Source organism: Klenkia terrae, from assembly GCF_900491935.1.
GTDB classification, from domain to species: Bacteria; Actinomycetota; Actinomycetes; order Mycobacteriales; family Geodermatophilaceae; genus Klenkia; species Klenkia terrae.
In genome coordinates this window covers 4,693,721-4,720,113 of sequence record NZ_UEXK01000004.1, presented here as the reverse complement: position 1 = coordinate 4,720,113, position 26,393 = coordinate 4,693,721, and the positions used below count along the sequence as shown (strand labels likewise).

Annotated in this window: 24 protein-coding genes and 1 tRNA gene; 21 read left to right on the top strand and 4 right to left on the bottom strand. The window is 75.3% G+C overall.

What is annotated here, in order from left to right:
- The first annotated feature begins 17 nt into the window (after positions 1-17).
- Genes LFA75_RS23405 through recN form a run of 3 tightly spaced genes read left to right on the top strand, consistent with a single transcriptional unit; the run spans position 18 to position 3,623 of the window.
- Complete coding sequence (locus LFA75_RS23405; protein WP_225235970.1) at positions 18-815, top strand: TlyA family RNA methyltransferase; 798 nt, start codon at positions 18-20, stop codon at positions 813-815.
- Entirely contained in the window at positions 812-1,849 is a 1,038-nt protein-coding gene (locus LFA75_RS23400; protein WP_225235969.1) for an NAD kinase, read from the top strand. The genes LFA75_RS23405 and LFA75_RS23400 overlap by 4 nt, the downstream gene beginning before the upstream one ends.
- Positions 1,836-3,623, top strand: a complete 1,788-nt coding sequence (gene recN, locus LFA75_RS23395) for a DNA repair protein RecN (RefSeq protein WP_225235968.1) — start codon at positions 1,836-1,838, stop codon at positions 3,621-3,623. Before LFA75_RS23400 ends, recN begins: the two co-directional genes overlap by 14 nt.
- On the opposite strand, the gene LFA75_RS23390 is transcribed toward recN, so the two are convergent.
- Positions 3,620-4,507 carry a TetR/AcrR family transcriptional regulator gene (locus LFA75_RS23390; protein WP_225235967.1) on the bottom strand — a complete coding sequence of 296 codons (888 nt, stop codon included), beginning with the start codon at positions 4,505-4,507 and terminating at the stop codon, positions 3,620-3,622. The two genes, recN and LFA75_RS23390, sit on opposite strands and share 4 nt — an antisense overlap.
- A 187-nt stretch (positions 4,508-4,694) precedes the next feature.
- On the opposite strand from LFA75_RS23390, the gene steA reads away from it, so the two are divergent.
- The 8 genes from steA to LFA75_RS23350 are packed head-to-tail and all read left to right on the top strand — an operon-like array spanning position 4,695 to position 15,104.
- The gene (steA, locus tag LFA75_RS23385; RefSeq protein WP_225235966.1) at positions 4,695-5,879 is read left to right on the top strand and encodes a putative cytokinetic ring protein SteA; all 1,185 of its coding nucleotides are present in this window, start codon (positions 4,695-4,697) and stop codon (positions 5,877-5,879) included.
- Positions 5,876-6,859 (top strand): copper transporter, encoded by a 984-nt coding sequence (locus LFA75_RS23380; RefSeq protein ID WP_225235965.1) that lies wholly within the window; start codon positions 5,876-5,878, stop codon positions 6,857-6,859. Before steA ends, LFA75_RS23380 begins: the two co-directional genes overlap by 4 nt.
- Positions 6,859-7,689, top strand: coding sequence for a hypothetical protein (locus LFA75_RS23375; RefSeq protein ID WP_225235964.1), 831 nt, complete (start codon positions 6,859-6,861; stop codon positions 7,687-7,689). The genes LFA75_RS23380 and LFA75_RS23375 overlap by 1 nt, the downstream gene beginning before the upstream one ends.
- 1 nt (position 7,690) lies before the next feature.
- Entirely contained in the window at positions 7,691-9,379 is a 1,689-nt protein-coding gene (gene murJ, locus LFA75_RS23370; RefSeq protein ID WP_263639415.1) for a murein biosynthesis integral membrane protein MurJ, read from the top strand.
- Positions 9,376-10,482, top strand: a complete 1,107-nt coding sequence (locus tag LFA75_RS23365) for a glycosyltransferase family 4 protein (RefSeq protein ID WP_225236121.1) — start codon at positions 9,376-9,378, stop codon at positions 10,480-10,482. Before murJ ends, LFA75_RS23365 begins: the two co-directional genes overlap by 4 nt.
- Positions 10,479-12,815 (top strand): hypothetical protein, encoded by a 2,337-nt coding sequence (locus LFA75_RS23360; protein ID WP_225235963.1) that lies wholly within the window; start codon positions 10,479-10,481, stop codon positions 12,813-12,815. The genes LFA75_RS23365 and LFA75_RS23360 overlap by 4 nt, the downstream gene beginning before the upstream one ends.
- Positions 12,799-14,526 carry a CTP synthase gene (locus tag LFA75_RS23355; RefSeq protein WP_263639414.1) on the top strand — a complete coding sequence of 576 codons (1,728 nt, stop codon included), beginning with the start codon at positions 12,799-12,801 and terminating at the stop codon, positions 14,524-14,526. The genes LFA75_RS23360 and LFA75_RS23355 overlap by 17 nt, the downstream gene beginning before the upstream one ends.
- Complete coding sequence (locus LFA75_RS23350) at positions 14,526-15,104, top strand: NUDIX domain-containing protein (protein ID WP_225235962.1); 579 nt, start codon at positions 14,526-14,528, stop codon at positions 15,102-15,104. The genes LFA75_RS23355 and LFA75_RS23350 overlap by 1 nt, the downstream gene beginning before the upstream one ends.
- On the opposite strand, the gene LFA75_RS23345 is transcribed toward LFA75_RS23350, so the two are convergent.
- Positions 15,069-15,707 (bottom strand): hypothetical protein, encoded by a 639-nt coding sequence (locus LFA75_RS23345; protein WP_225235961.1) that lies wholly within the window; start codon positions 15,705-15,707, stop codon positions 15,069-15,071. The genes LFA75_RS23350 and LFA75_RS23345 overlap by 36 nt on opposite strands.
- A 103-nt stretch (positions 15,708-15,810) precedes the next feature.
- Between LFA75_RS23345 and xerD the strand changes: the two genes are divergently transcribed.
- From xerD to LFA75_RS23295, 10 genes are all read left to right on the top strand, one after another.
- The gene (gene xerD / locus LFA75_RS23340) at positions 15,811-16,767 is read left to right on the top strand and encodes a site-specific tyrosine recombinase XerD (protein ID WP_225235960.1); all 957 of its coding nucleotides are present in this window, start codon (positions 15,811-15,813) and stop codon (positions 16,765-16,767) included.
- Between the two features lie 167 nt (positions 16,768-16,934).
- Complete coding sequence (locus LFA75_RS23335; RefSeq protein ID WP_263639413.1) at positions 16,935-17,852, top strand: ParA family protein; 918 nt, start codon at positions 16,935-16,937, stop codon at positions 17,850-17,852.
- The gene (locus LFA75_RS23330) at positions 17,849-18,340 is read left to right on the top strand and encodes a hypothetical protein (protein ID WP_225235959.1); all 492 of its coding nucleotides are present in this window, start codon (positions 17,849-17,851) and stop codon (positions 18,338-18,340) included. Before LFA75_RS23335 ends, LFA75_RS23330 begins: the two co-directional genes overlap by 4 nt.
- A gap of 93 nt (positions 18,341-18,433) precedes the next feature.
- A complete protein-coding gene (locus LFA75_RS23325) occupies positions 18,434-19,276 on the top strand; it encodes a segregation and condensation protein A (RefSeq protein WP_225235958.1) in 843 nt (280 codons plus the stop codon).
- A complete protein-coding gene (gene scpB, locus LFA75_RS23320; RefSeq protein ID WP_225235957.1) occupies positions 19,273-20,157 on the top strand; it encodes an SMC-Scp complex subunit ScpB in 885 nt (294 codons plus the stop codon). The genes LFA75_RS23325 and scpB overlap by 4 nt, the downstream gene beginning before the upstream one ends.
- Positions 20,158-20,177: 20 nt before the next feature.
- Entirely contained in the window at positions 20,178-21,056 is an 879-nt protein-coding gene (locus LFA75_RS23315) for a pseudouridine synthase (RefSeq protein WP_225235956.1), read from the top strand.
- 62 nt (positions 21,057-21,118) lie between these two features.
- Positions 21,119-21,481, top strand: coding sequence for a chorismate mutase (gene aroH / locus LFA75_RS23310; RefSeq protein WP_225235955.1), 363 nt, complete (start codon positions 21,119-21,121; stop codon positions 21,479-21,481).
- Positions 21,478-22,158 carry a (d)CMP kinase gene (gene cmk / locus LFA75_RS23305; protein ID WP_225235954.1) on the top strand — a complete coding sequence of 227 codons (681 nt, stop codon included), beginning with the start codon at positions 21,478-21,480 and terminating at the stop codon, positions 22,156-22,158. The genes aroH and cmk overlap by 4 nt, the downstream gene beginning before the upstream one ends.
- The gene (gene der, locus LFA75_RS23300) at positions 22,155-23,501 is read left to right on the top strand and encodes a ribosome biogenesis GTPase Der (RefSeq protein WP_225235953.1); all 1,347 of its coding nucleotides are present in this window, start codon (positions 22,155-22,157) and stop codon (positions 23,499-23,501) included. Before cmk ends, der begins: the two co-directional genes overlap by 4 nt.
- 75 nt (positions 23,502-23,576) lie before the next feature.
- A tRNA-Pro gene (locus tag LFA75_RS23295) sits at positions 23,577-23,650 on the top strand.
- A gap of 1,046 nt (positions 23,651-24,696) precedes the next feature.
- On the opposite strand, the gene LFA75_RS23290 is transcribed toward LFA75_RS23295, so the two are convergent.
- Positions 24,697-25,752, bottom strand: coding sequence for a 2,3-butanediol dehydrogenase (locus LFA75_RS23290; protein ID WP_225235952.1), 1,056 nt, complete (start codon positions 25,750-25,752; stop codon positions 24,697-24,699).
- Complete coding sequence (locus LFA75_RS23285; protein WP_225235951.1) at positions 25,749-26,378, bottom strand: CBS domain-containing protein; 630 nt, start codon at positions 26,376-26,378, stop codon at positions 25,749-25,751. Before LFA75_RS23285 ends, LFA75_RS23290 begins: the two co-directional genes overlap by 4 nt.
- Between the last annotated feature and the right edge of the window lie 15 nt (positions 26,379-26,393).

Sequence of the window (26,393 nt, the reverse complement as noted above, 5' to 3'; positions counted from 1 at the left end):
CCCGGCCGGCCGCGCTGATGGCCCGCCGAGCCCGGCTCGACGCCGAGCTGGTCCGCCGGTCGCTGGCCCGCTCCCGCGAGCACGCCCAGGCCCTCATCGCGCAGGGCCGGGTCACCGTCGCGGGCCAGGCCGCGACCAAGCCCGCCACCGGCGTCGAGGCCGGCACCCCGGTCGTCGTCCGCACCGACCCGGACGAGCCGTCCTGGGTGTCCCGCGGCGCGCACAAGCTGATCGGCGCCCTGGACGGCCTGGGCGTCGACGTCGCCGGACGGCGGGTGCTCGACGCCGGCGCCTCCACCGGCGGGTTCACCGAGGTCTGCCTGTCCCGGGGCGCCCGCGAGGTGGTCGCCGTCGACGTCGGGTACGGCGAGCTGGCCTGGTCGCTGCGCACCGACGACCGGGTCGCGGTGCACGAGCGGACCAACGTCCGCACGCTGACCCCCGAGGCGATCGGCGGCCCGGTCGACCTGGTGGTCGCCGACCTGTCCTTCATCTCGCTGCGGCTGGTGCTCCCCGCCCTGCTGGCCTGCACCCGTCCCGACGGCGACCTGCTGCCGATGGTCAAGCCGCAGTTCGAGGTCGGCCGGGAACGGCTGGGCACCGGTGGCGTGGTCCGCGATCTCGGCCACCGGGCCGACGCGGTCACCGCCGTCGCCCGGGCCGCTCACGACCTGGGGTGGGGCACCGCCGGGGTCGTGGCCAGCCCGCTGCCAGGACCGGCGGGCAACGTGGAGTTCTTCCTCCACCTGCGGGCCGCCGCCCCGCCGCCCGACCCCGACGCCATCGCCCGAGCAGTCCAGGAAGGCCCCCAGTGACCGTCAGCCAGCCCCCCGAGACCAGCGCCTGCACCCCGGCCGACGGCGTCCGGCGGGTGCTCCTCGCGGTGCACACCGGCCGCGCCGACATCATCGCCCTCGCCCAGGCCTCGGCCCGGCGGCTGAGCGAGGCCGGCCTGGTCGTGCGCCTGCTGGAGGACGAGGCGGTCGACCTCGCCATCGAGGGCGCCGAGGTGGTCCCCTTCGGGCCGACCGCGGCCGAGGGTGCCGAGGTGGTCATCGTGATGGGCGGCGACGGCACCTTCCTGCGCGCCGCCGAGCTGGCCCGGGCCACCGACGCCGCGCTCACCGGCGTCAACCTGGGCAAGGTCGGCTTCCTGGCCGAGACCGAGCCCGAGACGGTCGAGGAGACCCTCTCGGCCATCGAGCAGTGCGAGTACTCGGTCGAGGAGCGGCTCACGCTCCAGGTCGACGTGTTCGACGCCGACGGCGTGCGCACCGGGGGCACCTGGGCGCTCAACGAGGCCTCGGTGGAGAAGGTGGAGCGCTCGCGGGTGCTCGACGTGGTCATCGCCATCGACGGCCGCCCGCTGACGAGCTTCGGCTGCGACGGCGTCCTGGCCGCCACCCCCACCGGGTCGACGGCCTATGCGTTCTCCGCCGGCGGACCGGTGGTCTGGCCCGACGTCGAGGCGCTGCTGCTGGTGCCCACCAACGCCCATGCGCTCTTCGCCCGCCCGCTGGTCACCTCCCCGGAGTCCGTGTTGACCATCGGCGTGCCGGCCGACGGCACCCGCGCCCGCGTCTCGGCCGACGGCCGCCGCACCGTGGAGATCCCGCTCGGCGGCCGGGTCGACGTGCGCCGCTCGGACCGCCCGGTGCGGATCGCCCGGGTGCACCCGCGCAGCTTCGGCGACCGGCTGGTGGCCAAGTTCGGGCTGCCCGTGCGCGGCTTCCGCGGCGCCCGCGGGCACGTCGGCCCGGGCCAGGAGCTGCCGCGCTCCCGCAACGTCCTGCTGCGCGACGACACCGCCGACGGCCCCGGGGGAGAGGTGCCCGGTGGCCAGGCGTGAGCCCGAGCGCGCACCCAAGCCGTCGTCCCCGGGGCCGGTCCGCAACGGTGCGCTGACCGAGCTGCACATCCACGGCCTGGGCGCCATCGACGACGTGACCCTCGACCTCGACCCCGGGTTGACGGTCGTCACCGGGGAGACCGGCGCCGGCAAGACCATGGTCGTGACCGGGTTGACCCTGCTGTTCGGCGGGCGGGCCGACCCGGGCCGGGTGCGGGCCAACGGCCGGGCCGGGGTGGAGGGGCGCCTCTCGCTGCCCGCCGACTCGCCGGTCTGGGCCCGGGCCGCGGACGCCGGCGCCGAGCCCGACGAGGACGGCACCCTCATCCTCGCCCGCACGGTGAGCGCCGAGGGCCGCTCCCGGGCGCACCTGGGCGGCCGCAGCGTGCCGGTCGGCGTGGTCGCCGAGCTCGCCGAGGACCTGCTGGCCGTGCACGGCCAGACCGACCAGCTGCGGCTGACCCGTCCGGCCGAGCAGCGCCGGGCGCTGGACCGCTACGCCGGTGCCGCGCAGCTGGAGCTCGTCGAGGCCCATCGGCAGGCCCATGCCCACTGGCGGCAGCTGGCCGAGGACCTGGAGCGCCGCCGGACGCAGACCCGCGAGCTGGCCCAGACCGCCGAGGTGCTGCGCCGCGGCCTGGAGGAGATCGCGGCGGTCGCGCCGCTGCCCGACGAGGACACCCAGCTCGACGCGCAGGCGGCCCGGCTGGGCGACGCCGACGCGCTGCGCGCGGCCGCGGACGAGGCCCGGTTGGCGCTGGTGGGGGACACCACCGGCGACCTGGGCGGGTCCGACGACGCACCGCAGGACGCCGTCACGGCGCTGTCGGCCGGCCAGCGGGCGCTGGCCGCCGCCGGCGACCCCGACCTCCGCGCCCTGGCCGGCCGGCTGGCCGACGTCGCCGCGGTGGTCGGCGACGTCGGGGTCGAGCTCGCCGGCTACGTGGCCGACCTGGACGCCGACCCGGCCCGCCTGGCCGAGGTGCTCGACCGCCGGGCCACCATCACCGCCCTGGTGCGCGCCTACGCCGACGCCGGCAGCGGCGTGGCCGGGGTGCTGGCCTGGGCACAGGACGCCGAGGAGCGGCTGGACCGCCTGGACGTCTCCGACGAGGCCCTGGAGAAGCTGACCGCCGAGCGCGACGCCGCCCGCGAGGCGCTGCGCGACCTGTCGGCCCGGGTCACCGCGGGCCGCACCGCCGCCGCCGAGGGCTTCGCCGCCGACGTGGGCCGCGAGCTCGCCGGGCTGGCCATGGCCGCCGCCCGGGTGTCCTTCTCGGTGGAGACCGACCCGGAGGCCCCCGGCCCCGAGGGTGCCGACGAGGTCGCCCTGCTGCTGGCTGCGCACCCCGGCGCGCCGGCCCGCCCGGTGCACAAGGGCGCCTCCGGCGGTGAGCTGTCCCGGGTGATGCTGGCCATCGAGGTGGTCTTCGCCGGCGCGGACCCGGTGCCGGTCATGGTCTTCGACGAGGTCGACGCCGGGGTCGGCGGGCAGGCGGCCGGCGAGATCGGCCGCCGGCTGGCCCGGCTGGCCGTGGAGCACCAGGTCGTGGTGGTCACCCACCTGGCCCAGGTCGCCGCGTTCGCCGACACCCACCTCGTCGTGGACAAGAACGCCGACGCGGGGGCCGGGGTCACCGCCACCGACATCCGCGCGGTGACGGGGGAGGACCGGGTCCGGGAGCTCGCCCGGATGCTGTCCGGCCTCACCGACAGCGACACCGGCCAGGCCCACGCCCGCGAGCTGCTGCAGAACGCAGCCGAGGCGCGCTAGGCCCGGCGCTTCGAGTAGCTGGCCAGGCCGAACTGCAGCAGGGACAGCCCGCGCTCGCCGCTGGCCCGCAGCTCGGCCACCAGGTCGCCGGGCGGGTCGGTGGGGGACAGCACGCGGTCGCGGGCCATCTCCAGCAGCGACTGGTACAGCCCCAGCACCGAGTGCGCGGCCAGCCACGGCTCGAGCTCGCCGGGGGCGGCGCGGGTCTCCAGGGTGATCTGCTCGGCGAGGGCGTCGGTCAGCTGGCCGAGGATCTCCCGCTCGCGCACCTGCAGCGTCCGGGACCCGCGGATGACCCGGGCCATCTCGGCCACCGTCGGCGCGGCCGCCGGGTCCCCGAGCCGGCTGCACGCCGCGACGATGAAGGTGCCGGCCGCGGCGGCGACCGACTCGCCGGCCCGGCGGCGCCGGACGGCGTCCAGCAGCGCGGCCTGCATCGGCGGGTCGGCCTCGAAGACCAGGCCCTCCTTGACCGGGAAGTGGTTGAACACCGTCTTCTCCACCACGCCGGCCCGCTGGGCGATCTCCAGCACGCTGACGTGGTCGAACCCGCGCTCGGCGAACAGCGCGGCCGCGGCGTCCACGATCGCCTCGCGGGTCTGCTGCCGGCGGACCTCCCGCAGGTTGACGCCCTTCTTCCGCTTACGTGCGGGCTGGGACGCCACGGGCGCGGGTGCGACCTGGACGGGGGCCGCGGGGGTGACCGGGTTGTCGGTCAGGGCCTGCTCGACCTCGTCGGGTGCGGCGGCGCGCGCCTGCGCCCGGGCCTGCTCGGCGACGACGTCCTCGGGGCGGGTGTCTGCGGTGGCTGCACCGGGCCCGTCGCCGGCGGGGTCGGTCCGGACAGTCGCTGCAGCTCGCCCTGCCCGGGCCCCACCAGTCACCCGAGCCACGCTAGAGGCCGTGCCGAACCGGCTCGGACGTGGCGTCGCAACCCCGCTCGGCGAGTCTCCGGGCGGCGGTGTCGCTCACGATGCGTGACCGGTTGCATGCCCTCCCGCCGGCGCCCGGGGGTGGCCGGGAGCGCGTCGGTAGGGGGCCTGCACGGGGGGTCGTGCGACGATCGTGACCATGCGTATCGGCTCCCTGCGGCGTGGGCGCGCCACCGAGACCGCCCCCGGCGTCACCGGGACCGTGCGGCTCGACCGCCGCACGAAGAACCTGACCAAGCGGCTGCGCCCCGGCGACATCGCCGTGATCGACCACGTGGACATCGACCGGGTCAGCGCGGACTCCCTGGTCTCCTGCAAGGTCGCCGGCGTGGTCAACGCCGCGGCCAGCACCTCCGGGCGCTACCCGAACCTGGGCCCGGGCATCCTGGCCGCCGCCGGCATCCCGCTGGTCGACGGCGTCGGCCGCGAGGTCTTCGCCGCGGTCAAGGAGGGCGCGACCGCCCGGCTGGAGGGCAACGCCCTCTACGTCGACGACGTCGAGGTGGCCACCGGCACCGAGCAGACCGAGGCCACCATCGCCGAGGCGATGACCGAGGCCCGCGCCGGGCTGTCCACCCAGTTGGAGGCCTTCGCCGCCAACACCATGGAGTACATGAAGACCGAGCGGGCCCTCCTGCTCGACGGCGTCGGCGTCCCCGACGTCACGACCGAGATCGACGGCCGGCACGTGCTGATCGTCGTCCGGGGCTACGACTACAAGGAGGACCTGGCGGCGCTGCGGTCCTACGTGCGGGACTACCGCCCGGTGCTGATCGGGGTCGACGGCGGGGCCGACGCGCTCATCGAGGCCGGCTACCAGCCCGACATGATCATCGGGGACATGGACTCCGTCTCGGACTCCGTGCTGCGCTGCGGGGCCGAGGTGGTCGTGCACGCCTACGCCGACGGCCGCGCCCCGGGCCTGCAGCGCGTGCTGGACCTCGGCGTCGAGGCGATCACCTTCCCGGCCGCGGCCACCAGCGAGGACATCGCGATGCTGCTGGCCGACGAGAAGGGCGCCACGCTCATCGTCGCCGTCGGCACCCACGCCACGCTGGTCGAGTTCCTGGACAAGGGCCGCGGCGGCATGGCCTCGACCTTCCTCACCCGGCTGCGGCTGGGCGGCAAGCTGGTGGACGCCAAGGGCGTCTCCCGGCTGTACCGCAGCCGCATCTCGACCCTCGCCCTCGTCCTGCTGGTGCTGGCCGCCTTCGTCTCGATCGGCGCCGCGCTCGCGGTGTCCACGGCCGGCCGCATCTACGTCGACCTGCTCGTCGACCAGTGGGAAAGCCTCGTGTTCTGGTTGGAGAACCTCTTCTCGTGATCGACTTCCGCTACCACCTCGTCTCCCTGATCGCGGTCTTCCTCGCCGTCGCGCTGGGCATCGTGATCGGCACGACCGCGCTCAACGGCGGTCTGCTGGACAACCTGCAGACCCAGGTCAGCGGGCTCCAGGAGGACAAGCGGTCGCTGGAGGACACCAACCAGGGCCTGCAGGCCCAGCTCGACTCCACCGGCGGCTTCGCCGAGGAGGTCGGCCCGGCGCTGGTCGCCGGCACCCTGACCGGTCGGTCGGTGCTGCTGCTGGTGGGCAACGAGGACGTCGACACCGACGCCGTCGACGAGGTGACGTCGCTGTTGGGCGACGCCGGCGCGACGGTCACCGGCACCCTCCGGCTCAACCCGGCCTACAGCGACCCCGAGACCTCCTCGAGCCTGCAGGGCTACCTGACCACCCCCGGCGCGCTGCCGCCCGGGGTCACGCTGCCCGAGGGCTCCGCGGACACCGGCGAGCTGGTCGCCAGCCTGCTGGCCCAGGTGCTGATGATCCCGCCGGCCGCCGAGGGCCAGCCGCAGGAGACCCCCGCCACCACCGCGACCGCCCAGGTGCTCGGCGGCCTGTCCACCCTGGGCGTGCTCACCCAGGACAGCTCGAGCGTGGCGCCCGCGGACTACGCGGTCGTGCTGACGTCGGGCTCGCTGACCGGCGAGGACGCCGTCGACCGCAACACCACCCTGGTCCAGCTGGTCGTCGCCCTCGACGAGCAGGGCTCGGGCGCCGTGGTGTCCGGGGACGCCGGTGCCGCGGCCGACGGCGGCCTGGTCGGCACCATCCGCGCGGACACCGAGGCCTCCACCCGGGTCTCCACCGTCGACAACGCCAACGCCCCGGAGGGCCGGATCAGCACGGTGCTGGCCCTGTCCGCCGAGGGCGAGGGCACCTCGGGCAAGTACGGAACCGGGGACGACGCCCAGCCGGTCCCGCCGGTCCCGGCCGCCGCCGCGAGCGGGGCCGGGAACTGATGACCTCCCGGCTCGCCCTCGCCGCCGCGGGGGCGGTCCTGGCCCGGGCCGGGCTGGCCGGCGCGCTCGCCGTCGCCGACCGGCCCGCGGCCGCGCGCTGGCGGCGGACCAACTACGCCGGGCGGCCCCTGACCCTGCTCGGCGGACCGGTGCTCGCCGCCGCCGCGACGGCGACGTCCGCCGCGGGCGCCCCGGCCGGCTGGGGACCGGCGGCCGCCCTGGTGGGCACCGTCTCTGGGCTGGTCGGCGGGTACGACGACCTGGCCGGCGCCCGCCCCGACCAGGCCCGGGACAAGGGCCTGGCCGGCCACCTGGCCGCGCTGCGCGCCGGTCGGGTCTCCGCCGGTGCGGTCAAGGTCGCCGGCATCGGGGCCGCCGGCGTCGCCGCCGCCGTCCTGACCCGGCGGGGGAGCGGGACCACGGCGGTGGTCGACGGCGTGCTCACCACCGGGCTGGTGGCCGGCACCGCGAACCTGGTGAACCTGCTCGACCTGCGCCCCGGCCGCGCGGCCAAGGCCGGGTCGCTGCTGGCCGCCGGCCTGCTCGCCGGCCCGGCCGGGCCGCTGGTGGCCGGCCCGCTCGGTGCCTCCCTCGCCGTCCTGCCGACCGACCTCGACGAGCGGGTCATGCTCGGCGACGCCGGGGCCAACGCCCTGGGCGCCGTCCTCGGTCTGCGGCTGGCGGCCGGGCGCTCCCGGGCGGTCCGGACGGCGGCGCTGGCGCTGATCACCGGGCTGACCCTGGCCAGCGAGAAGGTCAGCTTCACCCGGGTCATCGAGTCCACCCCGGTGCTGCGCGAGGTCGACCGGCTCGGCCGGCGCACTCCCTGAGGTGACCCGCCAGCAGGTCGTCCGGGGGGTGGCCGGCGCCGCGGCGCTGATCGCGGTGCTCACGGTGCTGTCCCGGGTCGCCGGGTTCGGCCGCAGCGTGGTGTTCACCAACACCGTCGGCGCGGGCTCGACCGGCGACACCTACCTGGCCGCCAACAACGTGCCCAACATCGTCTTCGAGGTCGTGGCCGGCGGGGCGCTGGCCAGCCTGGTCGTGCCGATGCTGGCCGGCGGGATCGCCGCGGGCGACCGCGAGCAGGTCCGGCAGACCGCCTCGGCGCTGCTGGGCTGGTCGCTGCTGGTGCTCACCCCGCTGGCGGTCGCCCTGGCGCTGCTGGCCCGCCCGATCGCCGGCGCCCTGCTCGGCGACGGCGCCGCGGACCCGGCCAAGGTCGAGCTCGCCGCCCGGTTCCTGGTCGTGTTCGCCCCCCAGGTCGTGCTCTACGGCATCGGCATCGTGCTGACCGGCGTGCTGCAGGCCCACCGCCGGTTCGCCGGCCCGGCCCTGGCCCCGCTGCTGTCCTCGGTCGTCGTCGCCGGGGCCTACCTGACCTTCGCCGGCATCGGCGGCGGCCGGGACGTCGCAGACCTGTCCCGGCCGGCCGAGCTGGTGCTCGGGGTCGGCACCACGCTGGGCGTGGTCGCCCTCGCCGGCTGCCTGCTGCTGCCGATGCGCGGGCTGGGCCTGGGCCTACGGCCCCGGCTGCGGTTCCCGGTCGGCGCGGCACCCCGGGTCCGCCGGCTGGCGCTGGCCGGGGTGCTCACCCTCGCCGGCCAGCAGCTGGTCGCCGTGGTCGCGATCCGGCTGGCCAACGCGGGTGCGGTGCCCGACGGCACCCAGGTCGTCTACTTCGCCGGCATGACGCTCTTCCTGCTGCCGTGGGCGGCGCTGGCCGTCCCGCTGGCCACCTCGGCCTACCCCGGGTTGACCGAGCGGGCCGCCGTCGGGGACGACGAAGGGTTCCGGCGGGCGCTGGCCCCGGTGGTCGTCCTGGTGGTGGCGCTGTCCGCGGTCGCCGCCGCCGGGCTGGTGGCGGTGTCGGGACCGATGGCCCGGGTGTACCTGGCCTCCCCGGCGGACGCGGGGTCGGCGGCCCTGCTGGCCCCGACGATCGTGGCCTTCGTGCCCGGTCTGCTGGGCTACGGCCTGGTCGCGGTGCTCACCCGGGCGCTCTACGCCCGCGGGTCGTGGCGGTCGCCGACGGCCTGCGTGGCCGGTGGCTGGCTGGTCGCGGTCGCCGCCGACCTGGTGCTGGCCGAGGTGCTGCCGGTCGAGGACCGCGCGGTCGCGCTGGCGCTCGGGCACACCATCGGGGTGACCGTCGCCGGTTCCGGACTGCTGGTGGTGGTCGCCCGGGTGGTCGGCGGCCGGGCACTGGCCGGGCTGCCCCGGGTGGGCTCGGTCGCGGTGCTGGCGGCCGTGCTGGGCGGTGCGGCCGGGCTGGCGGTGTCCCGGGCGCTGGGGTCGGACCCGGTGCCCACCGGTGGGGTGCTCGCCGCGATCGGCATCGGTGTCCTCGCCGGCGTCGTCGTCCTGGTCGTGGCGGGGGCGGTCATGATGGGGCTGGCACGCGGACCGCTGCTGGCGGCGGTGGCCGGCCTGCGCGGACCGGACGACGGGACGGCGGCCACGGCAGAGCCCACGGACGAACCCACGGCGGGACCCACGACGGCGGAGGAGGCACGGTGAGCGCAGCGGACCTGCAGGGACGACGGGTCGCGCAGGTGCTGGCCACCAGCACCGGGGGCGTCGGCACGCACGTGCGGTCCCTGCTGCCCACGCTGCTGCGGGCCGGTGCGGCCACCCGGGTGTGCGGGCCGGCCGCCACCGACGAGCTCTTCGGCTTCTCGACCACCGGCGCCGACTTCCGCCCGGTGCAGATCTCCGCGGTGCCCGGCGACCCGCGCGCCGTCGCAGCGCTCGCCCGGGCCACGGCCGGGGCCGACCTGGTGCACGCGCACGGGCTGCGGGCCGGCCTGGTGGCCGCCCTGGCCCGCCGGGTCGGCAGCGGTGCCGCGCCGCTGGTGCTGACCCTGCACAACGCGCTGCAGCCCGGCGGCGGACCCCGCCAGGCGCTGCTGGGCCGGGTGGAGGCCGCCACCATCCGGTCCGCCGACCTGGTGCTGGCCGCCTCGGGCGACCTGGCCGAGAACGCCTGGCGGGCCGGGGCGCGCGACGTCCGGGTCGCGCCGGTCTCGGCCCCGCCGCTGCCCCCGGCGGCCCGCTCCCGCGCCGACGTCCGCGCCGACCTCGGCGTGCCCGAGGGCCGCCCGCTGGTCGTGGCCGTGGGCCGGCTGCACCCGCAGAAGGGCTACGGCACCCTGCTGGACGCCGCGGCCGGCTGGTCCTCGGGCCCGTCCGTGGTGATCGCCGGGGACGGCCCGCAGCGGGCCGAGCTGGCGGCCCGGATCGCCGCCGAGCAGCTGCCGGTGCAGCTGCTGGGCCGGCGGACCGACATCGCCGACCTGCTGGCCGCCGCCGACGTGTGCGTGCTGCCCTCGGGGTGGGAGGCCCGGTCGCTCACCGCGCAGGAGGCACTCCGCTCGGGCACCCCGCTGGTGGCCACCCGGGTGGGCGGGATCCCCGAGCTGGTGGGCGACGCCGCCGAGCTGGTGCCGCCAGGCGACGCCGCCGCGCTGTCCGCCGCGGTGCAGGCCGTCCTCGCCGACCCCGAGCGCGCGGGACGGCTGGCCGCGGCCGGTGTCGCCCGGGCCGCCACCTGGCCCGACGAGGCCGCCACGGCCCGCTCCCTGGTCGCCGTCTACCGCGAGCTCCTCGGCCCGGCCGCGTGAGGGCGCTGCGCCGGGCCGCGGTGGGGCTGGTCGCCGTCCTCGCCGTGCTGGCGGGACTGACCGCGCCGGCCGCGGCGACCGACCCGCAGGCCACCGCCGAGCGGGTGGTCGTCGTCGGCGTCCCCGGCCTGACCTGGGCCGACCTCGACCCCGACGGCACCCCGGAGCTGTGGCAGCTGGCCGGGGAGTCCGCCATCGGCGCGCTGTCGGTGCGGGCCGCCCGCTCCACGACCTGCGTGCTCGACGGCTGGGCGACGCTGGGGGCCGGCAACCGGGCCCGGTGGGCCGGCCGGGCGGACCCGCTGCCGCCGGTGCCGCTGCCCGAGGACCAGACCGAGGGCGCCGGGACGGCGACCGACCCGCCCGGGTTGTTCGACACCGTCCCGGAGGACACCACGCTGTCCTACTGCGGGCTGCAGGAGCAGGTCGCGGCGGTCGGGCTGGCCGACCCGCAGGCCGCGGTCGCCCTCATCGCCGCCGACGAGTCCACCGTGCGGTTCGGCGCCCAGCCGGCCGCGCTGGCCGACACCGTCGGGTGCGCCATCACCGCCGGCCGGGCCGCCACGGTCGCCGCGGCGGGGGCGGACACGCTGCTGACCCAGCTGGACCAGCTGCCGGCCGACCCGGCGGCCGCGGCCGACCTGCTGGAGAACTGCCCGCTGTCGATGATCTCGCTGGACCCCCTCGTCGACGCGGGCATCCCGGGCGTCGACGAGACCGACACCGGCACCGACCCGCTGTCCCGGCCCGCCGCGCTCGCCGCGGTGGACACCTCGCTGTCCGCGCTGCGCGCGGTGCTGGACCGGCTCCCCGGACCCACCCTGCTGCTGCTGGAGGGCGTCTCCGAGGTCAACGACGGCCGGCCCCAGCTGCACGTGGCGATGGCCCACGGCCCGGGTCTGGACGGCGGCTGGCTCACCTCCTCGAGCACCGGCCGGGCACCGTTCGTCCAGCTCATCGATGCCGCACCGACCGCGCTGGCCGCCCTGGGCCTGGACCAGCCCGCGTCGATGAACGGCCAGCCCATGTCCACCGCCCACGGCCGGCCCGCAGAGCTGTCCGCCGCCGTGGCCGAGCTGGAGGACGCCAACAGCCGCGCGGTCGTGCACTACCGCAGCACCGGCGACTTCTTCTGGGCGCTGGTGCTGACGCTGGCCGTCGTCGTGGGCCTGGGCCTGCTGGTCGTCGGTGGGTGGCGGGCACCCCGCCGCACCCCCGAGCGGGTCCGGCGCTGGGCGGCCCGGCACCGGCCCGGTCCGGTCACCCGTCGCCGGGCGAGGCGGTTCCTGCGCCCGGTGTGCCTGGTGGCCGCCTCGCTGCCGGTGGCGACCTACCTGGCCTCCCTGGTGCCCTGGGAGGCCAGCGGGTCGCCGCGCACCGCGCTGGCCGGCACGGTGCTGGCCGCCACCCTCGTCGTCGCCCTGGTGGCCGGCGCCGGGCCCTGGCGGCGACACCGGACGGGTCCGGCCCTGGTGGTGCTGGGGGTGACCGCGCTGGTGCCGGTGGTCGACGTGCTCACCGGGTCGCACCTGGAGCTGGACGGGCTGCTGGGCTACGACGCGATCGTGGCCGGCCGGTTCACCGGGTTCGGCAACCTGACCTTCGGGCTGATGCCGGTGGCCGCGCTGCTGCTGGCCGCGGCCGCCGCCTGGTGGGCGGCCCGCCGGGCACCCGAGGGGCGCGGCGAGCGGCGGGCGCTGGTGACCGTGCTGGCCGTCGGCGTCCCGGTGGTGGCGCTGGTCGGCGCGCCGGGCCTGGGCCGGGACTTCGGCGGCGTGCTGGGCGCGGTCCCCGGCTTCCTGCTGCTGGCGATGCTGCTGGGCGGCATCCGGGTGACCGTCGGCCGGCTGGTCGTCGTCCTCGGGGTGGCCGTGGTCGCCGTCGGCGCCGTCGCGGTGCTGGACTGGAGCCGGCCGCCGTCCGAGCGCAGCCACCTCGGCCGGTTCGTCGCCCAGCTGCTGGACGGCCAGGCCTGGACGGTGGTCAGCCGCAAGGCCGAGGCCAACCTCGGCATCCTGCTCGGCAGCCCGCTGGCCTACACGCTGCTGGTCGCGGCGGTCGCCGCGCTGTGGCTGCTGCGCTCGGGCGGACCGCTCCGCGGGCGGCCCGGGGGACTGCCGGCCGACCAGGTGGCGGTGCTGCGGGCCGGCCTGCTGGCGGTGGCGCTGAGCCTGGTGGTGTCCGCCGCGGTGAACGACTCCGGGGTCGCGGTGCCGGCCACGTCGGCCACCCTGCTGGTGCCGCTGCTGGTGTGGCTGGTCGCCGCGCCGGTCGGCGGTCCGGGGGCCTCCGGTGACCGTGTTAGCGTGAGCGCCCGTGGGTCGACTGACTGAACCTCGGAATCTGCTCGCCAACTCAGCCCCGACGAAGTTCGTCTTCGTGACCGGTGGCGTCGTCTCCTCGCTGGGCAAGGGGCTGACCGCGAGCTCGCTGGGGGCCCTGCTGTCCGCCCGCGGTCTGCGGGTGACGATGCAGAAGCTGGACCCCTACCTGAACGTGGACCCGGGGACGATGAACCCGTTCCAGCACGGCGAGGTCTTCGTCACCGAGGACGGCGCCGAGACCGACCTGGACATCGGGCACTACGAGCGCTTCCTGGACAACGACCTGACCGGCCGGGCCAACGTGACCACCGGCCAGGTCTACTCCGACGTGATCGCCAAGGAGCGCCGCGGGGAGTACCTCGGCGACACCGTGCAGGTCATCCCGCACATCACCAACGAGATCAAGGCCCGGATGCTGGCCGGGGCGCAGGCCGCCGGCCGGGACGGCGACCCGGTCGACGTGGTGATCACCGAGATCGGCGGCACGGTCGGCGACATCGAGTCGCTGCCCTTCCTCGAGGCGGCCCGCCAGGTCCGGCACGAGATCGGCCGGGACAACTGCTTCTTCCTGCACATCTCGCTGGTGCCCTACATCGCCCCCTCCGGCGAGCTGAAGACCAAGCCCACCCAGCACTCGGTGGCCTCGCTGCGCAGCATCGGCATCCAGCCCGACGCGCTGGTCTGCCGCTCGGACCGCGAGATCCCCGACGGCATGAAGCGCAAGATCAGCCTGATGTGCGACGTCGAGGCCGAGGGCGTCATCTCCTGCGCCGACGCCCCCTCGATCTACGACATCCCCAAGGTGCTGCACACCGAGGGCCTGGACGCCTACGTCGTCCGCCGGCTGGGCCTGCCGTTCCGGGACGTCGACTGGACCGTCTGGGGCGACCTGCTCGAGCGGGTGCACAACCCCAAGCACACGGTCACCGTCGGCCTGGTCGGCAAGTACATCGACCTGCCCGACGCCTACCTCTCGGTCACCGAGGCGCTGCGCGCGGGCGGGTTCGCCCACCGCACCCGGGTGCAGATCCGCTGGGTGCCCTCCGACGAGTGCAAGACCCCCGAGGGCGCCGCGACCGCGCTGGCCGGCGTGGACGCCGTCTGCGTCCCCGGCGGCTTCGGCGTGCGCGGCATCGAGGGCAAGCTCGGCGCGCTGCGGCACACCCGTACCAACGGGATCCCCACCCTCGGGCTGTGCCTGGGCCTGCAGTGCATGGTCATCGAGACCGCCCGCAACCTGGCCGGGATCCCCGACGCCAACTCGGCGGAGTTCGACGAGGAGACCCCGGACGCCGTCATCTCCACGATGGCCGACCAGGTGGACATCGTCGGCGGCCGCGGCGACCTCGGCGGCACGATGCGGCTGGGCAGCTACCCCGCCGCGCTGACCAAGGGCTCGGTCGCCGCGGCGGCCTACGGGTCCACCGAGGTCACCGAGAGGCACCGGCACCGCTACGAGGTGGCCAACCGGTACCGCGACCGGCTCACCGAGGCCGGCCTGGTCATCTCCGGCACCTCGCCCGACGGCACCCTGGTGGAGTTCGTCGAGCTGCCCGCCGACGTGCACCCGTTCTACGTCGGCACCCAGGCGCACCCCGAGCTCAAGAGCCGGCCCACCCGGCCGCACCCGCTGTTCGCCGCGTTCGTCAAGGCCGCGGTCGACCGGCAGGAGTCCGGCCGGATCCCGGTGCCCACCGCCGACACCGAGATGGGGATCTGATGTACGAGGTCCTCGCCAGCGAGGAGATCTACACCGGCCGGGTGATCTCGTTGCGCAAGGACACCGTGGCCATGCCCGAGGGCGGCTCGTCCGTGCGCGAGATCGTGACCCACCCCGGCGCGGTCGGCGTCCTGGCGCTGGACGACGACGGCGCGGTGGTCATGCTCAAGCAGTACCGGCACGCGATCGGCGAGCACCTGTGGGAGCTGCCGGCCGGGCTCCGGGACGCCGACGGCGAGCCGCCGCTGGAGACCGCGAAGCGGGAGCTGGCCGAGGAGGTCGGGCTGGCCGGGGAGCGGTGGGAGCTGCTGACCACCTCGCTGTCCACCCCGGGGTTCTGCGACGAGCTGGTCGGGCTCTACCTGGCGCAGGGCCTCTCGCCGGTGGACCGGCCGGAGGGGTTCACCGTGGAGCACGAGGAGCTGGACATGACCGTCGAGCGGGTGCCCTTCGACCGGGCGCTGCAGATGGTCTTCGACGGCACGGTGCGCAACTCGCTGGCCGTCATCGGCATCCTGGCCGCGGCCGCGCACCGGTCGGCCTCACCGCAGCTGCGCGCGGTCGACACCGCGTTCTGACCTGGAGCTGCGCAGGCCCAGCCTGTGCAGCTCCAGGTCGGCCAGCGCGCGGACGGCGGTCGGCTCCCCGGCCCGCCAGGCCGCACCGGTGCCGGCCGGCAGCCCGGCCAGCGCCGGCAGCGGGGCGGTGGCCACGGCCCGGGCGGCCAGCAGCTCGAGGTCGGGGTCCAGCGTCCGCAGCCGGTCGGCCGCGGCGGCCTCCCGGGCCCAGCCCAGCCGCCAGCCGGCCCAGCGGACCACGGCCCAGCCGACCGGGATGACCACCAGCGCGACGGCGAGCACCCAGGCCAGGGTGTGCACGGCGTCCTGCAGCCCCTGGCCGGCGCCGGCCACGCCGTCCCCGGTCTCGCCGAGGGCCTCGAACGGCGAGGACAGGTCGTCCCCGACCAGCGGGACGTCGCCGGCCACCCCCGCGGCGTCGCCCATCGTCTCGCCGATCGAGCGGCCCAGGGACTCCAGCTGCACGCCGGGCTCGGCCAGCACGAGGACGGCGGCGTGCACGACCCGGGCGACCAGCACCCACAGCACCGCCCAGCCCAGCAGGAGCAGGTCGGCGGTGAGCTGGCGGGTGCGGAGGACCGGGCGGTCGGCGTACAGGCGCATGGGGGCGATCCTGCGGGTGGTGGACCGCTCGCACCGGGTGATCACCAGGACCGGCCCGGCGTGTCAGGTGCACGACCCGCCGGTGGTCGGGTGGAGTGGGGCGATGACCTCGCTGACCGCGCGTGCCCCCGGGCCGCCGGTGGCGCGCGTCGTGGGCGGCTACCTGGACCACCTGACCGTCGAGCGCGGGCTGGCGGCCAACACGATCAGCTCCTACCGGCGGGACCTGCGCCGCTACGCCGACTTCCTCGAGGCCGGCGGCGTGCGCGGGTTCGGCGAGGTGGGGGAGTCCGACGTCGCCGCGTTCCTGGTCGCGCTGCGCAGTGGGGACGACGAGCACCCGGCGCTGTCGGCGTCCTCGGCGGCGCGGGCGGTGGTCGCCGTCCGCGGGCTGCACCGGTTCGCCCTGCTCGACGGGCTGGTCCCCGACGACGTCGCGGCCGAGGTGCGCCCGCCCACCCCCGCGCGCCGGCTGCCCAAGGCGATCACCGTCGAGCAGGTCGAGGCGCTGCTGGACGCCGCCGGCTCCGGCGAGGGCCCGCGGCCGCTGCGGGACCGGGCGCTGCTGGAGGTGCTGTATGGCACCGGCGCCCGCATCTCCGAGGCCGTGGGGCTGGCCGTGGACGACCTGGACGCCGGTTCCTCGGTGGTCCGGCTGGCCGGCAAGGGCGGCAAGCAGCGGGTGGTCCCGGTGGGCAGCTACGCCGTCCGGGCGGTGCAGGACTACCTGGTGCGGGCCCGGCCGGCGCTGGCCACCGGTCGCGCCGTCCGCGGGGCGCTGTTCCTCAACAGCCGGGGCGGGCCGCTGTCCCGGCAGTCGGCCTGGGCGATCCTGCGGACCGCGGCCGAGCGGGCCGGGCTGGCCGACCTGGCCGACCTCTCCCCGCACACGCTGCGGCACTCGTTCGCCACGCACCTGCTCGACGGCGGTGCCGACGTCCGGGTCGTGCAGGAACTGCTCGGCCACGCCTCGGTGACCACGACCCAGGTCTACACGCTGGTGACGGTCGACCGGCTGCGCGAGGTCTACGCAACGAGCCATCCCCGCGCACTGCGCTGACCACGTGCTTGTCGCTCGTGGGACGGGCGGTGCAGGAAGGGGTCACACCCACGGCGACAACTGCCGATGGATGGGTCGTAGGGCGACAAGTCGACACGGCGCCGGGGAAGCGCCGGGGTCGGGACCGCCCCAGGACCGGATGTTCGACCAGGGAAGAGGCACCGAGGATGGCGACACCCGTCGTGACGAGGACCGCGACCGCGCGACCGCGCGCGGAGGCGGCGGATGTGGAGATGGGCGTACCGGCCGGACGCGTCGACCCGGCCAAGGCCCGGCAGCGCCCGCTGCCCACGCCCAAGCCGCTGGACCGGCACGGCCCCGCCCGCATCGTGGCCATGTGCAACCAGAAGGGCGGGGTCGGCAAGACCACGTCCACGATCAACCTGGGGGCCGCGCTCGTCGAGCACGGCCGCCGGGTGCTGCTGGTCGACCTGGACCCGCAGGGCGCGCTGTCGGTCGGGCTGGGCATCCAGTCCCAGCAGCTCGAGCGCACCGTCTACAACGCGCTCATGGAGCGGCACACCACGCTGCGCGACGTCATCGTGCGCAACGTCGGCCACGTGCGCGGGCTGGACCTGGCGCCGTCCAACATCGACCTGTCCGCCGCCGAGGTGCAGCTGGTCAGCGAGGTCGCCCGTGAGCAGTCGCTGCTGCGGGTGCTGGCCGAGGTGCGCCAGGAGTACGACTACGTGCTCATCGACTGCCAGCCCAGCCTGGGTCTGCTGACCGTCAACGCGCTGACCGCCGCGCAGGGCGTGATCATCCCGCTGGAGTGCGAGTTCTTCTCCCTCCGCGGCGTCGCGCTGCTGGTGGACACCATCGACAAGGTCAAGGAGCGGCTCAACCCCTCCCTGGAGGTCGACGGCATCCTGGCCACGATGTACGACTCGCGGACCGTGCACGCCCGCGAGGTGTTCAGCCGCGTGGTCGAGGCGTTCGGGGACACCGTGTTCCAGACCGTGATCACCCGCACCGTGCGGTTCCCGGAGACCACCGTCGCCGGGCAGCCGATCACGACCTGGGCCTCGACGTCGGTCGGCGCGCAGGCCTACCGCGACCTGGCCAAGGAGGTCCTCGCACTGTGACCCGTCGTCCCGTCCTCCCCGGCGCGAGCGAGCTGTTCTTCCGGCGCACCGACGCCGCGTCGGACGCCGAGTCCGCCGCCCCGGTCTCGCAGCTGCCCTCGCTGGCGGCCGCCGCGGCCAGCCCGTCGCTGCGCGGCAACTCCTCGCGGCGGTCCTCCGAGCCGGTGCTGCCGGCCGAGGACGCCGTCCCGACCACGTCGCTGCAGCTCATCCACGGCGACGCCGGGTCCCGCGACGAGCTGGCCAACATGCGCTCGCTGCCCAACAGCTCGCGTGCGCGCACCCGGGTCAAGCACGAGGAGAAGATCACCGTCTACTGCTCGGCCGAGGAGCTCCTCGCCCTGGAGACGGCGCGGCTCACCCTGCGCGGCGACCACGGCGTGGTGGCCGACCGGGGGCGGATCGTCCGCGAGGCGATCGCCGTCCTGCTGGCCGACCTCGACGCCCACGGCGAGAACTCCGTCCTGGTCAAGCACCTGCAGAAGTAGGAGAAGGACCCCGGTGCCCCCCACGACGTGCTCCGCACGCCGCGGGACCCTGCACCGGGGCCGAACCGCCAGGTCAGGAACTAATCTTGTCTGGTGACCAGCCTCGCCGAACCGCCCGTCGCCGATGCCGGTGACGGGCGGTTCCGCGTCCGGCTGACGAACTTCGAGGGGCCCTTCGACCTGCTGCTGCAGCTGATCGGCAAGCACCAGCTCGACGTCACCGAGATCGCGCTGTCCCAGGTGACCGACGACTTCATCGCCCACCTGCACTCCCTGGGCGACGAGCTCGACCTGGACCAGGCGTCGGAGTTCTTGCTGGTCGCCGCCACCCTGCTGGACCTCAAGGCGGCGCGGCTGCTGCCCGCTGCCGAGGTGGAGGACGAGGACGACCTCGCCGTCCTCGAGGCCCGCGACCTGCTGTTCGCCCGGCTGCTGCAGTACCGGGCCTACCAGCAGGTGGTCGGGTTCCTGCGGGAGCGGGAGACCGAGGCGGCCCGCCGCTTCCCCCGCGCGGTGGCCCTGGAGCCGCGGTTCGCGGCGCTGCTGCCCGAGGTGCTGCTGGGCGTCACCCCCGAGCAGTTCGCCGACCTGGCCCGGCAGGCGCTCACCCCCCAGCCCCCGCCCACCGTCGACGTCACCCACCTGCACACCTCGGCCGTCGACGTCGGCCAGCAGCTGCTGCTCGTGCGCCGCCGGGTCGCCGAGCGCGGCCGGGTCACCTTCACCTCGCTGACCGCCGACTGCCAGCACACCCTCGAGGTGGTGGCCCGGTTCCTGGTGCTGCTGGAGCTCTACCGGCAGCAGCTGGTCGACGTCGCCCAGGAGACCCCGCTCGGCGAGCTCACCGTCTCCTGGACCGGCCCCGAGCTCGTCGACGGCCGGCTCCCCGGCGAGGACGACGACGCCGTGGCGGCCGCGGCCGCGGAGTACGCGTGAGCGACGAGCCGCGCCGGCCCATCTCCTGGGACCAGCTGGCCGCCGAGCTGGCCGCGGTCGAGGAGGCCGAGGGCGCGGCCGAGGAGCCGGCGCCGAAGGACTGGGACGCCGTCGCCGCCGCCCTGGCCCGGACCTTCGACCCCCCGGTGCCCGCACCCGCACCCGCACCGGCCCCGCTCACGCCGGTCGGATGGCCCGCGGACCCAGAACCGGCCACCCGGCACACGGAGGTCCAGGAGGACGACGTCCCGCTGCGGCCGCTGGACGAGGTCCTGGTCGAGGAGGCCGCGCCGGAGCCGGCGGACGAGCCGGACGACGAGGAGCCCGTCGCCGACCCGGTCGCGCTGCGCGGTGGGCTGGAGGCGCTGCTGTTCGTCGTGGACTCCCCGGTCGACGAGGTGACGCTGGCCGAGGCGCTGCGCTGCACGGTCGGCCAGGTGCGCTCCGCGCTGACCGCGCTGGGCGGGGACTACGACGATCGGCGGGCCGGCGTCGTGCTCCGCCGGGTGGGGGAGGGGTGGCGGCTCTACACCCGGGAGGAGCACGCCGCGGTGGTCGAGCGGCACCTGCTGGAGGGCCAGCGGAGCCGGTTGACCCAGGCGGCGCTGGAGACGCTGGCGGTCATCGCCTACCGCCAGCCGGTCACCCGGGCGCGGGTCTCGGCCATCCGCGGGGTGGGCGTGGACGCGGTGGTGCGTACCCTGGCCTCCCGGGGACTGGTGTACGAGTGCGGCACCGACCCCGACAGCGGTGGCGGGCTGTACGCCACCACCCCGCTCTTCCTGGAGCGGCTGGGCCTGACCGGGCTGGACGAGCTCCCCGAGCTCGGCCCGCTGCTGCCCGAGACCCGCGCCGTGATCGCCGAACGACCACAAGCCTGATCCGAAGCATTGAGGTACCGATGACCGACAGCACGCCCCCGACCGACGAGCCCGCCGACGGCACCGCCGACGAGACCGCCGCCCGCCAGGGGGACGAGCACGGCGTCTGGTCCGAGGACATGGAGCTGGCCCCCGCGCACCCGAGCGACCGGGAGACCACCCCGGTGGCCGAGGGCGAGGGCGAGCGGCTGCAGAAGGTGCTGGCCCGGGCCGGCGTCGGCTCGCGGCGGGTCAGCGAGGACATGATCGCCGAGGGCCGGATCACCGTCGACGGCAAGGTCGTCCTCGTCCAGGGCATGCGGGTCGACCCGGCCACCGTGCAGATCGCGGTGGACGGCGTCCGGATCGAGATCCGCAACGACCGGGTCACCTATGCGCTCAACAAGCCGTTCGGCGTGCTGACCGCGATGAGCGACGACCGCGGCCGCCCGTGCGTCGGCGACATGGTCGGCGACCTGGCCAAGGGCCTGGTGCACGTGGGCCGGCTGGACCAGGACACCGAGGGTCTGCTGATCCTCACCACCGACGGCGAGCTCGCCCACCGGCTGGCGCACCCCTCCTACGAGGTGTCCAAGACCTACATGGCGCAGGTGTCGGGCACGGTCGCCCGCGACCTGGACCGCCGGATGCGCGAGGGCATCGAGCTGGAGGACGGCCTGGTCAAGGTCGACCACTTCGAGCTCATGGACCAGCACGCCGGGCAGTCCGTCGTCCAGGTCGTGCTGCACGAGGGCCGCAAGCACATCGTCCGCCGCCTGCTCGCCGAGGTCGGCCTGCCGGTCTCCCGGCTGACCCGCACCAAGGTCGGGACGCTGGAGCTGGCGCGCATGCGCACCGGAGTCATCCGCAAGCTCACCCGCGCCGAGGTCGGCCAGCTGCAGGAGCTCGTCGGCCTCTGACCGAGCGCCCGACACCACCGATCGAGGTCCCGGGAGGGACCGCACAGGACAGGAGTGAGCCCGTGGCCGTCCGAGCCATCCGCGGCGCGACGCAGGTCGACGCCGACGAGCGCGAGCAGGTGCTGGACGCGACCCGCGAGCTGGTCGCCGAGGTCATGACCCGCAACGGTCTGACGTCGGAGGACCTGATCAGCATCCTGTTCACCGCCACGCCGGACCTGGTCAGCGAGTTCCCCGCGCTGGCCGCCCGCGAGCTCGGGCTGGGCGACGTCCCGCTGATGTGCGCCACCGAGATGGCCGTCCCGCATGCCCTGCCCCGGGTGCTGCGGCTGATGGCGCACGTGGCCACCGACCGGCCCCGTGCCGAGGTGGCGCACGTCTACCTCCGCGGCGCCGTCGCCCTCCGCAAGGACATCGCGCAGTGACGGGCTTCCGCGGCCAGGTCACGCTCGACGGACCGTCGGGGACCGGCAAGTCCAGCGTCGCCCGCGCCGTCGCGCTCGAGCTGGGCGCCGCCTACCTGGACACCGGCGCCATGTACCGGGCGGCCACGGTCGCCGTGCTGGACGCCGGGGTCGACCTGGACGACGCCGACGGCATCACCCGGGCGGTCGGCGAGGCCGCCATCGGCATCGGCACCGACGCCGCCGCCGAGCAGGTCACCGTGGACGCCGTCGACGTCACCGACCGGATCCGCGGCACCGAGGTCACCCGCGCGGTGTCCCCGGTGTCGGCCGTGCCGGCGGTGCGCCGGCTGCTGGTCGACGCGCAGCGCTCGCTGGTGGACGGCGCCCCCGCCGTGGTCGTCGAGGGCCGCGACATCGGCACCGTCGTCCTGCCCGACGCCACGCTCAAGGTCTACCTGACAGCCGCGCCCGAGGCCCGGGCGCAGCGGCGGGCCGCCCAGCTGGGCGTGACCGACCCGGCCAAGATCGCCGCCATCGCCGCGGACCTGCGGCGCCGCGACGAGCACGACAGCACCCGAGCAGACTCCCCGCTGCGCCCGGCGACCGATGCGGTCACCGTGGACAGCACCCACTGGGAACGGCACCAGACGATCGCCGCGATCGTCGAGCTGGCCCGAGAGAGAGCGAACACGTGAGCACCACACCCACCGGACCGCTGCCCGTGGTGGCCGTCGTCGGCCGCCCGAACGTCGGCAAGTCCACCCTGGTCAACCGGTTCATCGGCCGCCGCGCCGCCGTCGTGCAGGACATCCCCGGGGTGACCCGCGACCGGATCGCCTATGAGGCGCTGTGGAACGGCAAGACCTTCACCGTCGTCGACACCGGCGGCTGGGAGCCCAAGGCGTCGGGCATGGCCGCGGCCATCGCCCGGCAGGCCGAGTACGCGATGAAGACCGCCGACGTCATCGTGCTGGTCGTCGACGCCCAGGTCGGGGTCACCGAGACCGACCTGGCCGCCGCGCGCGTGCTGCGCCGGTCGAAGACGCCGGTGATCCTGGTGGCCAACAAGGTCGACGACGAGCGCGCCGAGGCCGGTGCAGCCGAGCTGTGGTCGCTGGGCCTGGGGGAGCCGTTCTCGGTCAGCGCGCTGCACGGGCGCTCCGCCGGTGACCTCCTGGACCTGGTGCTCGACGCGATGCCCGAGGCGCCGCGGGAGTCCCTCGAGGTCGGCGGCCCACGCCGGGTGGCCCTGGTGGGCCGGCCCAACGTGGGCAAGTCGAGCCTGATCAACCGGCTGTCCAAGGAGGAGCGCTCGGTCGTCGACTCCGTCGCCGGCACCACCGTGGACCCGGTCGACTCGATCGTCCGGCTGGACGGCGAGGACTGGAAGTTCGTCGACACCGCCGGGCTGCGCCGCCGGGTGGGGACGGCCAGCGGCACCGAGTACTACGCCAGCCTGCGCACCGAGGCCGCGATCGAGGCCGCCGAGGTGGCCATCGTGCTGCTGGCTGCCGACGAGGTGATCAGCGAGCAGGACCAGCGGGTGATCACCCAGGTGATCGAGGCCGGTCGGGCGCTGGTCATCGCGATCAACAAGTGGGACACCCTCGACGAGGACCGCCACGCCCAGCTGGAGAAGGAGATCGAGCGCGACCTGGCCCGCATCCAGTGGGCGCACCGGGTCAACATCTCCGCGCTCAAGGGTCGCGGCGTGACCAAGCTGGCCGACCACCTGCGCGGCGCGCTCGCGTCGTGGGAGTTCCGGGTGCCGACGGCGGAGCTGAACAACTACGTGCGGGCCCTGGTCCAGGAGACCCCGCCGCCGCCGCGCAGCGGACGGGCCCCGAAGATCAAGTACGTCACGCAGGCCGACGTCCGGCCGCCGCGGTTCGTGGTGTTCTCCACCGGGTTCCTCGAGGCCGGCTACCGGCGGTTCCTGGAGCGCAAGCTGCGGGAGAAGTGGGGCTTCGAGGGCAGCCCGATCGAGGTCTCGGTGAAGGTCCGCGAGTCCAAGGCCAAGGAGTTCTACACGAAGTGACCCACCCCCGGGGGAGCTGATCGGCGTCGGGTAACCTTCTCGACGCAGCTCACCGGCGCCACGGCGTCGCGAGCTCGGGCTGTAGCGCAGCTTGGTAGCGCACTTGACTGGGGGTCAAGGGGTCGCAGGTTCAAATCCTGTCAGCCCGACAGAGAAGTTGCAGGTCAGAGGCGAGTCGTCCCATGCGGGCGGCTCGCCTCTCGCATGAGTACAGCAACCGGTACAGCAACGGGACTCGGCGAGCCGGTCCAGGCATGCGCTGACGCCGATGCTGCCGTCCTGGGCCAGCGGGCCTGGCCGGGCGCGGCAGGCCCGCCTGGATGAGGCTCTGCTCGGTAGCCGGAGCCAGGAGCCGCCGGACAACGATGGACTCCCCGGGCGGCGCTCAGGCCTGATCGGGTCCTGTGGGCCCGCCTGGCTGTAGCCGGTCACCCCTGCTGCTCGCACTCATGCCTGCGCAGGGAACGGTTGGCCGCCTTACCTGTCGCAACGAGTGCGGACAGCCGTGATGCAGGAGGTGTGTCGGATGTGGTTCTTCGTGCGAAGGCGTGGGTGCACAAGGGCACGGTGCGGAGCAACTGGATGTCTGAGGCGGCAGCGCCTCATCCGAGCCCGCAGCCGGAGCCGGAGCCGGAGCCGGAGCCGTCCGAAGCACACCGCCGCTGGGAGCCCGCGGCAACCCGGTCGGTTGCCCACCATCGCGCGAGGTCGAGAAATGAGGCCCGAGCATCGAGGTACCCAGCGCTGCCGGCCAATCGTCCTGGCCGCCAAGTCAGGCAGACCGGTCACGAGGGCGGGAGCGCAGGGGCTCATCCAGCAGTGACCCGCGCCCAGCGCGACGGATACCTCCACGCAGCCATCTCCCACACCGGATCTTTTCGTGTTGGTCGAGGGTCGATGCCGGACGACGAAGCACCAGGTGGCGGCGATGACCGAACCTGGGCGACTGCCGGTAGCGAGCTTCTTCACTGCCGACAGCGGGCCCTGTTCTGGACCACCTTCGACGCTGCCAGGTGGACGAACCTTCCGCACGCTGCAGCTGGAGGAACACAGGGGTGAGGACGCCCACGGTGCCCCGAAGGCGGCGGTCGGTCGGCGGGCACCGGTTCGGTCTGCCCGCGGCCCGTCGATGATCGACCGCGCACCCCACCAGCGGTACGGGGACGGGGGTGGTCGTGGCCGTCGCAGATCTTCCTCAGGGGCGAACGAGGATCTTGACCTGGGTGTCGTTGCGGTGCACGAGGGTCTCGAACCCCTGCTCCACCAGATCGGCCAGGTCGATGTGGGCGGTGATGAACGGGGCCAGGTCGACCTGGCCGCTGCGCACCAGCTCGATCGTGGCGGGGTGGTCGCCGGCGTAGGCGATCGTGCCGCGCAGGTCGATCTCCTTGAGCACCAGCTTCTGCAGGTCCCCCCCCGGCTGGTGTCCCCAGATGGAGACGTTCACGACGACGCCACCGGGCCGGACCGCGTCGAGCAGGGTGTCCAGGACGGCGTCGACGCTGGAGCACTCGAAGCCCACGTCGGCCCCCCGCCCGCCGGTCAGCTCGCGCACGCGTGCGGCGACGTCGCCCTCGGTGGGGTCGAGCACGTGGGCGGCGGCGCCGGTCTCGACGGCCTTGGCCTTGCGGGCGGCACTCACCTCGGTCATGACCACCGTCAGGCCCTCCGCGGTGAGCAGCGCCCCGAGCAGCAGCCCGATCGGGCCGGCACCACCGATCAGCGCGACGTCCCCCGCGCCCGCTCCGCTGCGCACGAAGGCGTGGTGGCCGACCGCCAGCGGCTCGACGAGGGCGGCCTGGTCGAGCGGGATGTCCTCGACCGGGTGCACCCACCGGCGCGGGACGACCACCTTCTCGCTCAGGCCGCCGCCGCCCCCGCCCAGGCCGATGAAGTTCATGTCGTGGGAGAGCTGGTAGGGCTGGCCCGGCGTGGTGTCGACGTCCTCGGCGATCAGGTAGGGCTCGACCACGACGGACTCACCGACGGTCAGGTCGTCGACCCCGTCGCCGAGGGCGGTCACGGTGCCGGAGAACTCGTGGCCCATGACCACGGGGGCGGACTCCCCGGAGACGGGGTGCGGGTGGCCGTGCGGCGGGATGAAGATCGGGCCCTCCAGGTACTCGTGGAGGTCGCTGCCGCAGATGCCGCACCAGGCGATGTCGATGGCCACGGTGCCCGGCCGCAGCTGCGGCTCGGGCACCTCCTCGATCCGGATGTCCTTGCGGCCGTGCCAGCGGGCGGCTCTCACGATGCTTCCTCTCGATGGGGGAGGTCGTCCGACGACCGGACGACGACGGCGCGGACCCCCGGCACGGTGCGGGCCAGGGAGTCCAGGGCGCGGTGCTCGGTCGCCGGCGAGACGGCCGGGGTCCCGCGGGTGCGGGCCACCGTGGTCGCACCCGACAGCACCTCGACGTCGAAGGTGTCCCGCTCGCCGGTGTAGCGCTCCAGCAGGTCCAGTACCTCGGCGCGGACGGACTCGTCAGTGCGGATGAGGGTGCCCAGCAGGTCGCGCCGGCCGAGGATGCCGACCATCGCGCCGTTCGCCATCACCGGGACGCTGCGCAACCGGCCCTCGACCAGCAGCGTGGCGACGTCGGACAGGTCGTCGTGGTGACCGACGGTGCGCACCGGGGTGGTCATCACGTCGGCCACGACCCGTGGACGGGGTCGGGGGGAGGCCACGTCCCGACCCAGGTGCAGGCGCGGGTCGGGGGGCACCTGGTCGCGGAGCAGGTCGCCCTCGCCGACGATGCCGACCAGCTGCCCGTCGGCGTCCACGACCGGGAGGGCCGCGACCGCCCGGGCGGTGATCGCCCTCCCGGCGTCCTGCACGGTGGTCTGCGGTCCCACCGTCGTGACCTCTCGGGTCATGACGTCCATGGCCTG

What these genes read in the sequence shown, in the direction of transcription:
- LFA75_RS23405 (WP_225235970.1), top strand. Translation starts at nt 18, where the DNA reads ATGGCCCGCCGAGCCCGGCTCGACGCCGAGCTGGTCCGCCGGTCGCTG.
- steA (WP_225235966.1), top strand. Translation starts at nt 4,695, where the DNA reads ATGCGTATCGGCTCCCTGCGGCGTGGGCGCGCCACCGAGACCGCCCCC.
- LFA75_RS23375 (WP_225235964.1), top strand. Translation starts at nt 6,859, where the DNA reads ATGACCTCCCGGCTCGCCCTCGCCGCCGCGGGGGCGGTCCTGGCCCGG.
- LFA75_RS23350 (WP_225235962.1), top strand. Translation starts at nt 14,526, where the DNA reads ATGTACGAGGTCCTCGCCAGCGAGGAGATCTACACCGGCCGGGTGATC.
- LFA75_RS23345 (WP_225235961.1), bottom strand. Translation starts at nt 15,707, where the DNA reads ATGCGCCTGTACGCCGACCGCCCGGTCCTCCGCACCCGCCAGCTCACC.
- xerD (WP_225235960.1), top strand. Translation starts at nt 15,811, where the DNA reads ATGACCTCGCTGACCGCGCGTGCCCCCGGGCCGCCGGTGGCGCGCGTC.
- LFA75_RS23335 (WP_263639413.1), top strand. Translation starts at nt 16,935, where the DNA reads ATGGCGACACCCGTCGTGACGAGGACCGCGACCGCGCGACCGCGCGCG.
- LFA75_RS23315 (WP_225235956.1), top strand. Translation starts at nt 20,178, where the DNA reads ATGACCGACAGCACGCCCCCGACCGACGAGCCCGCCGACGGCACCGCC.
- LFA75_RS23285 (WP_225235951.1), bottom strand. Translation starts at nt 26,378, where the DNA reads ATGACCCGAGAGGTCACGACGGTGGGACCGCAGACCACCGTGCAGGAC.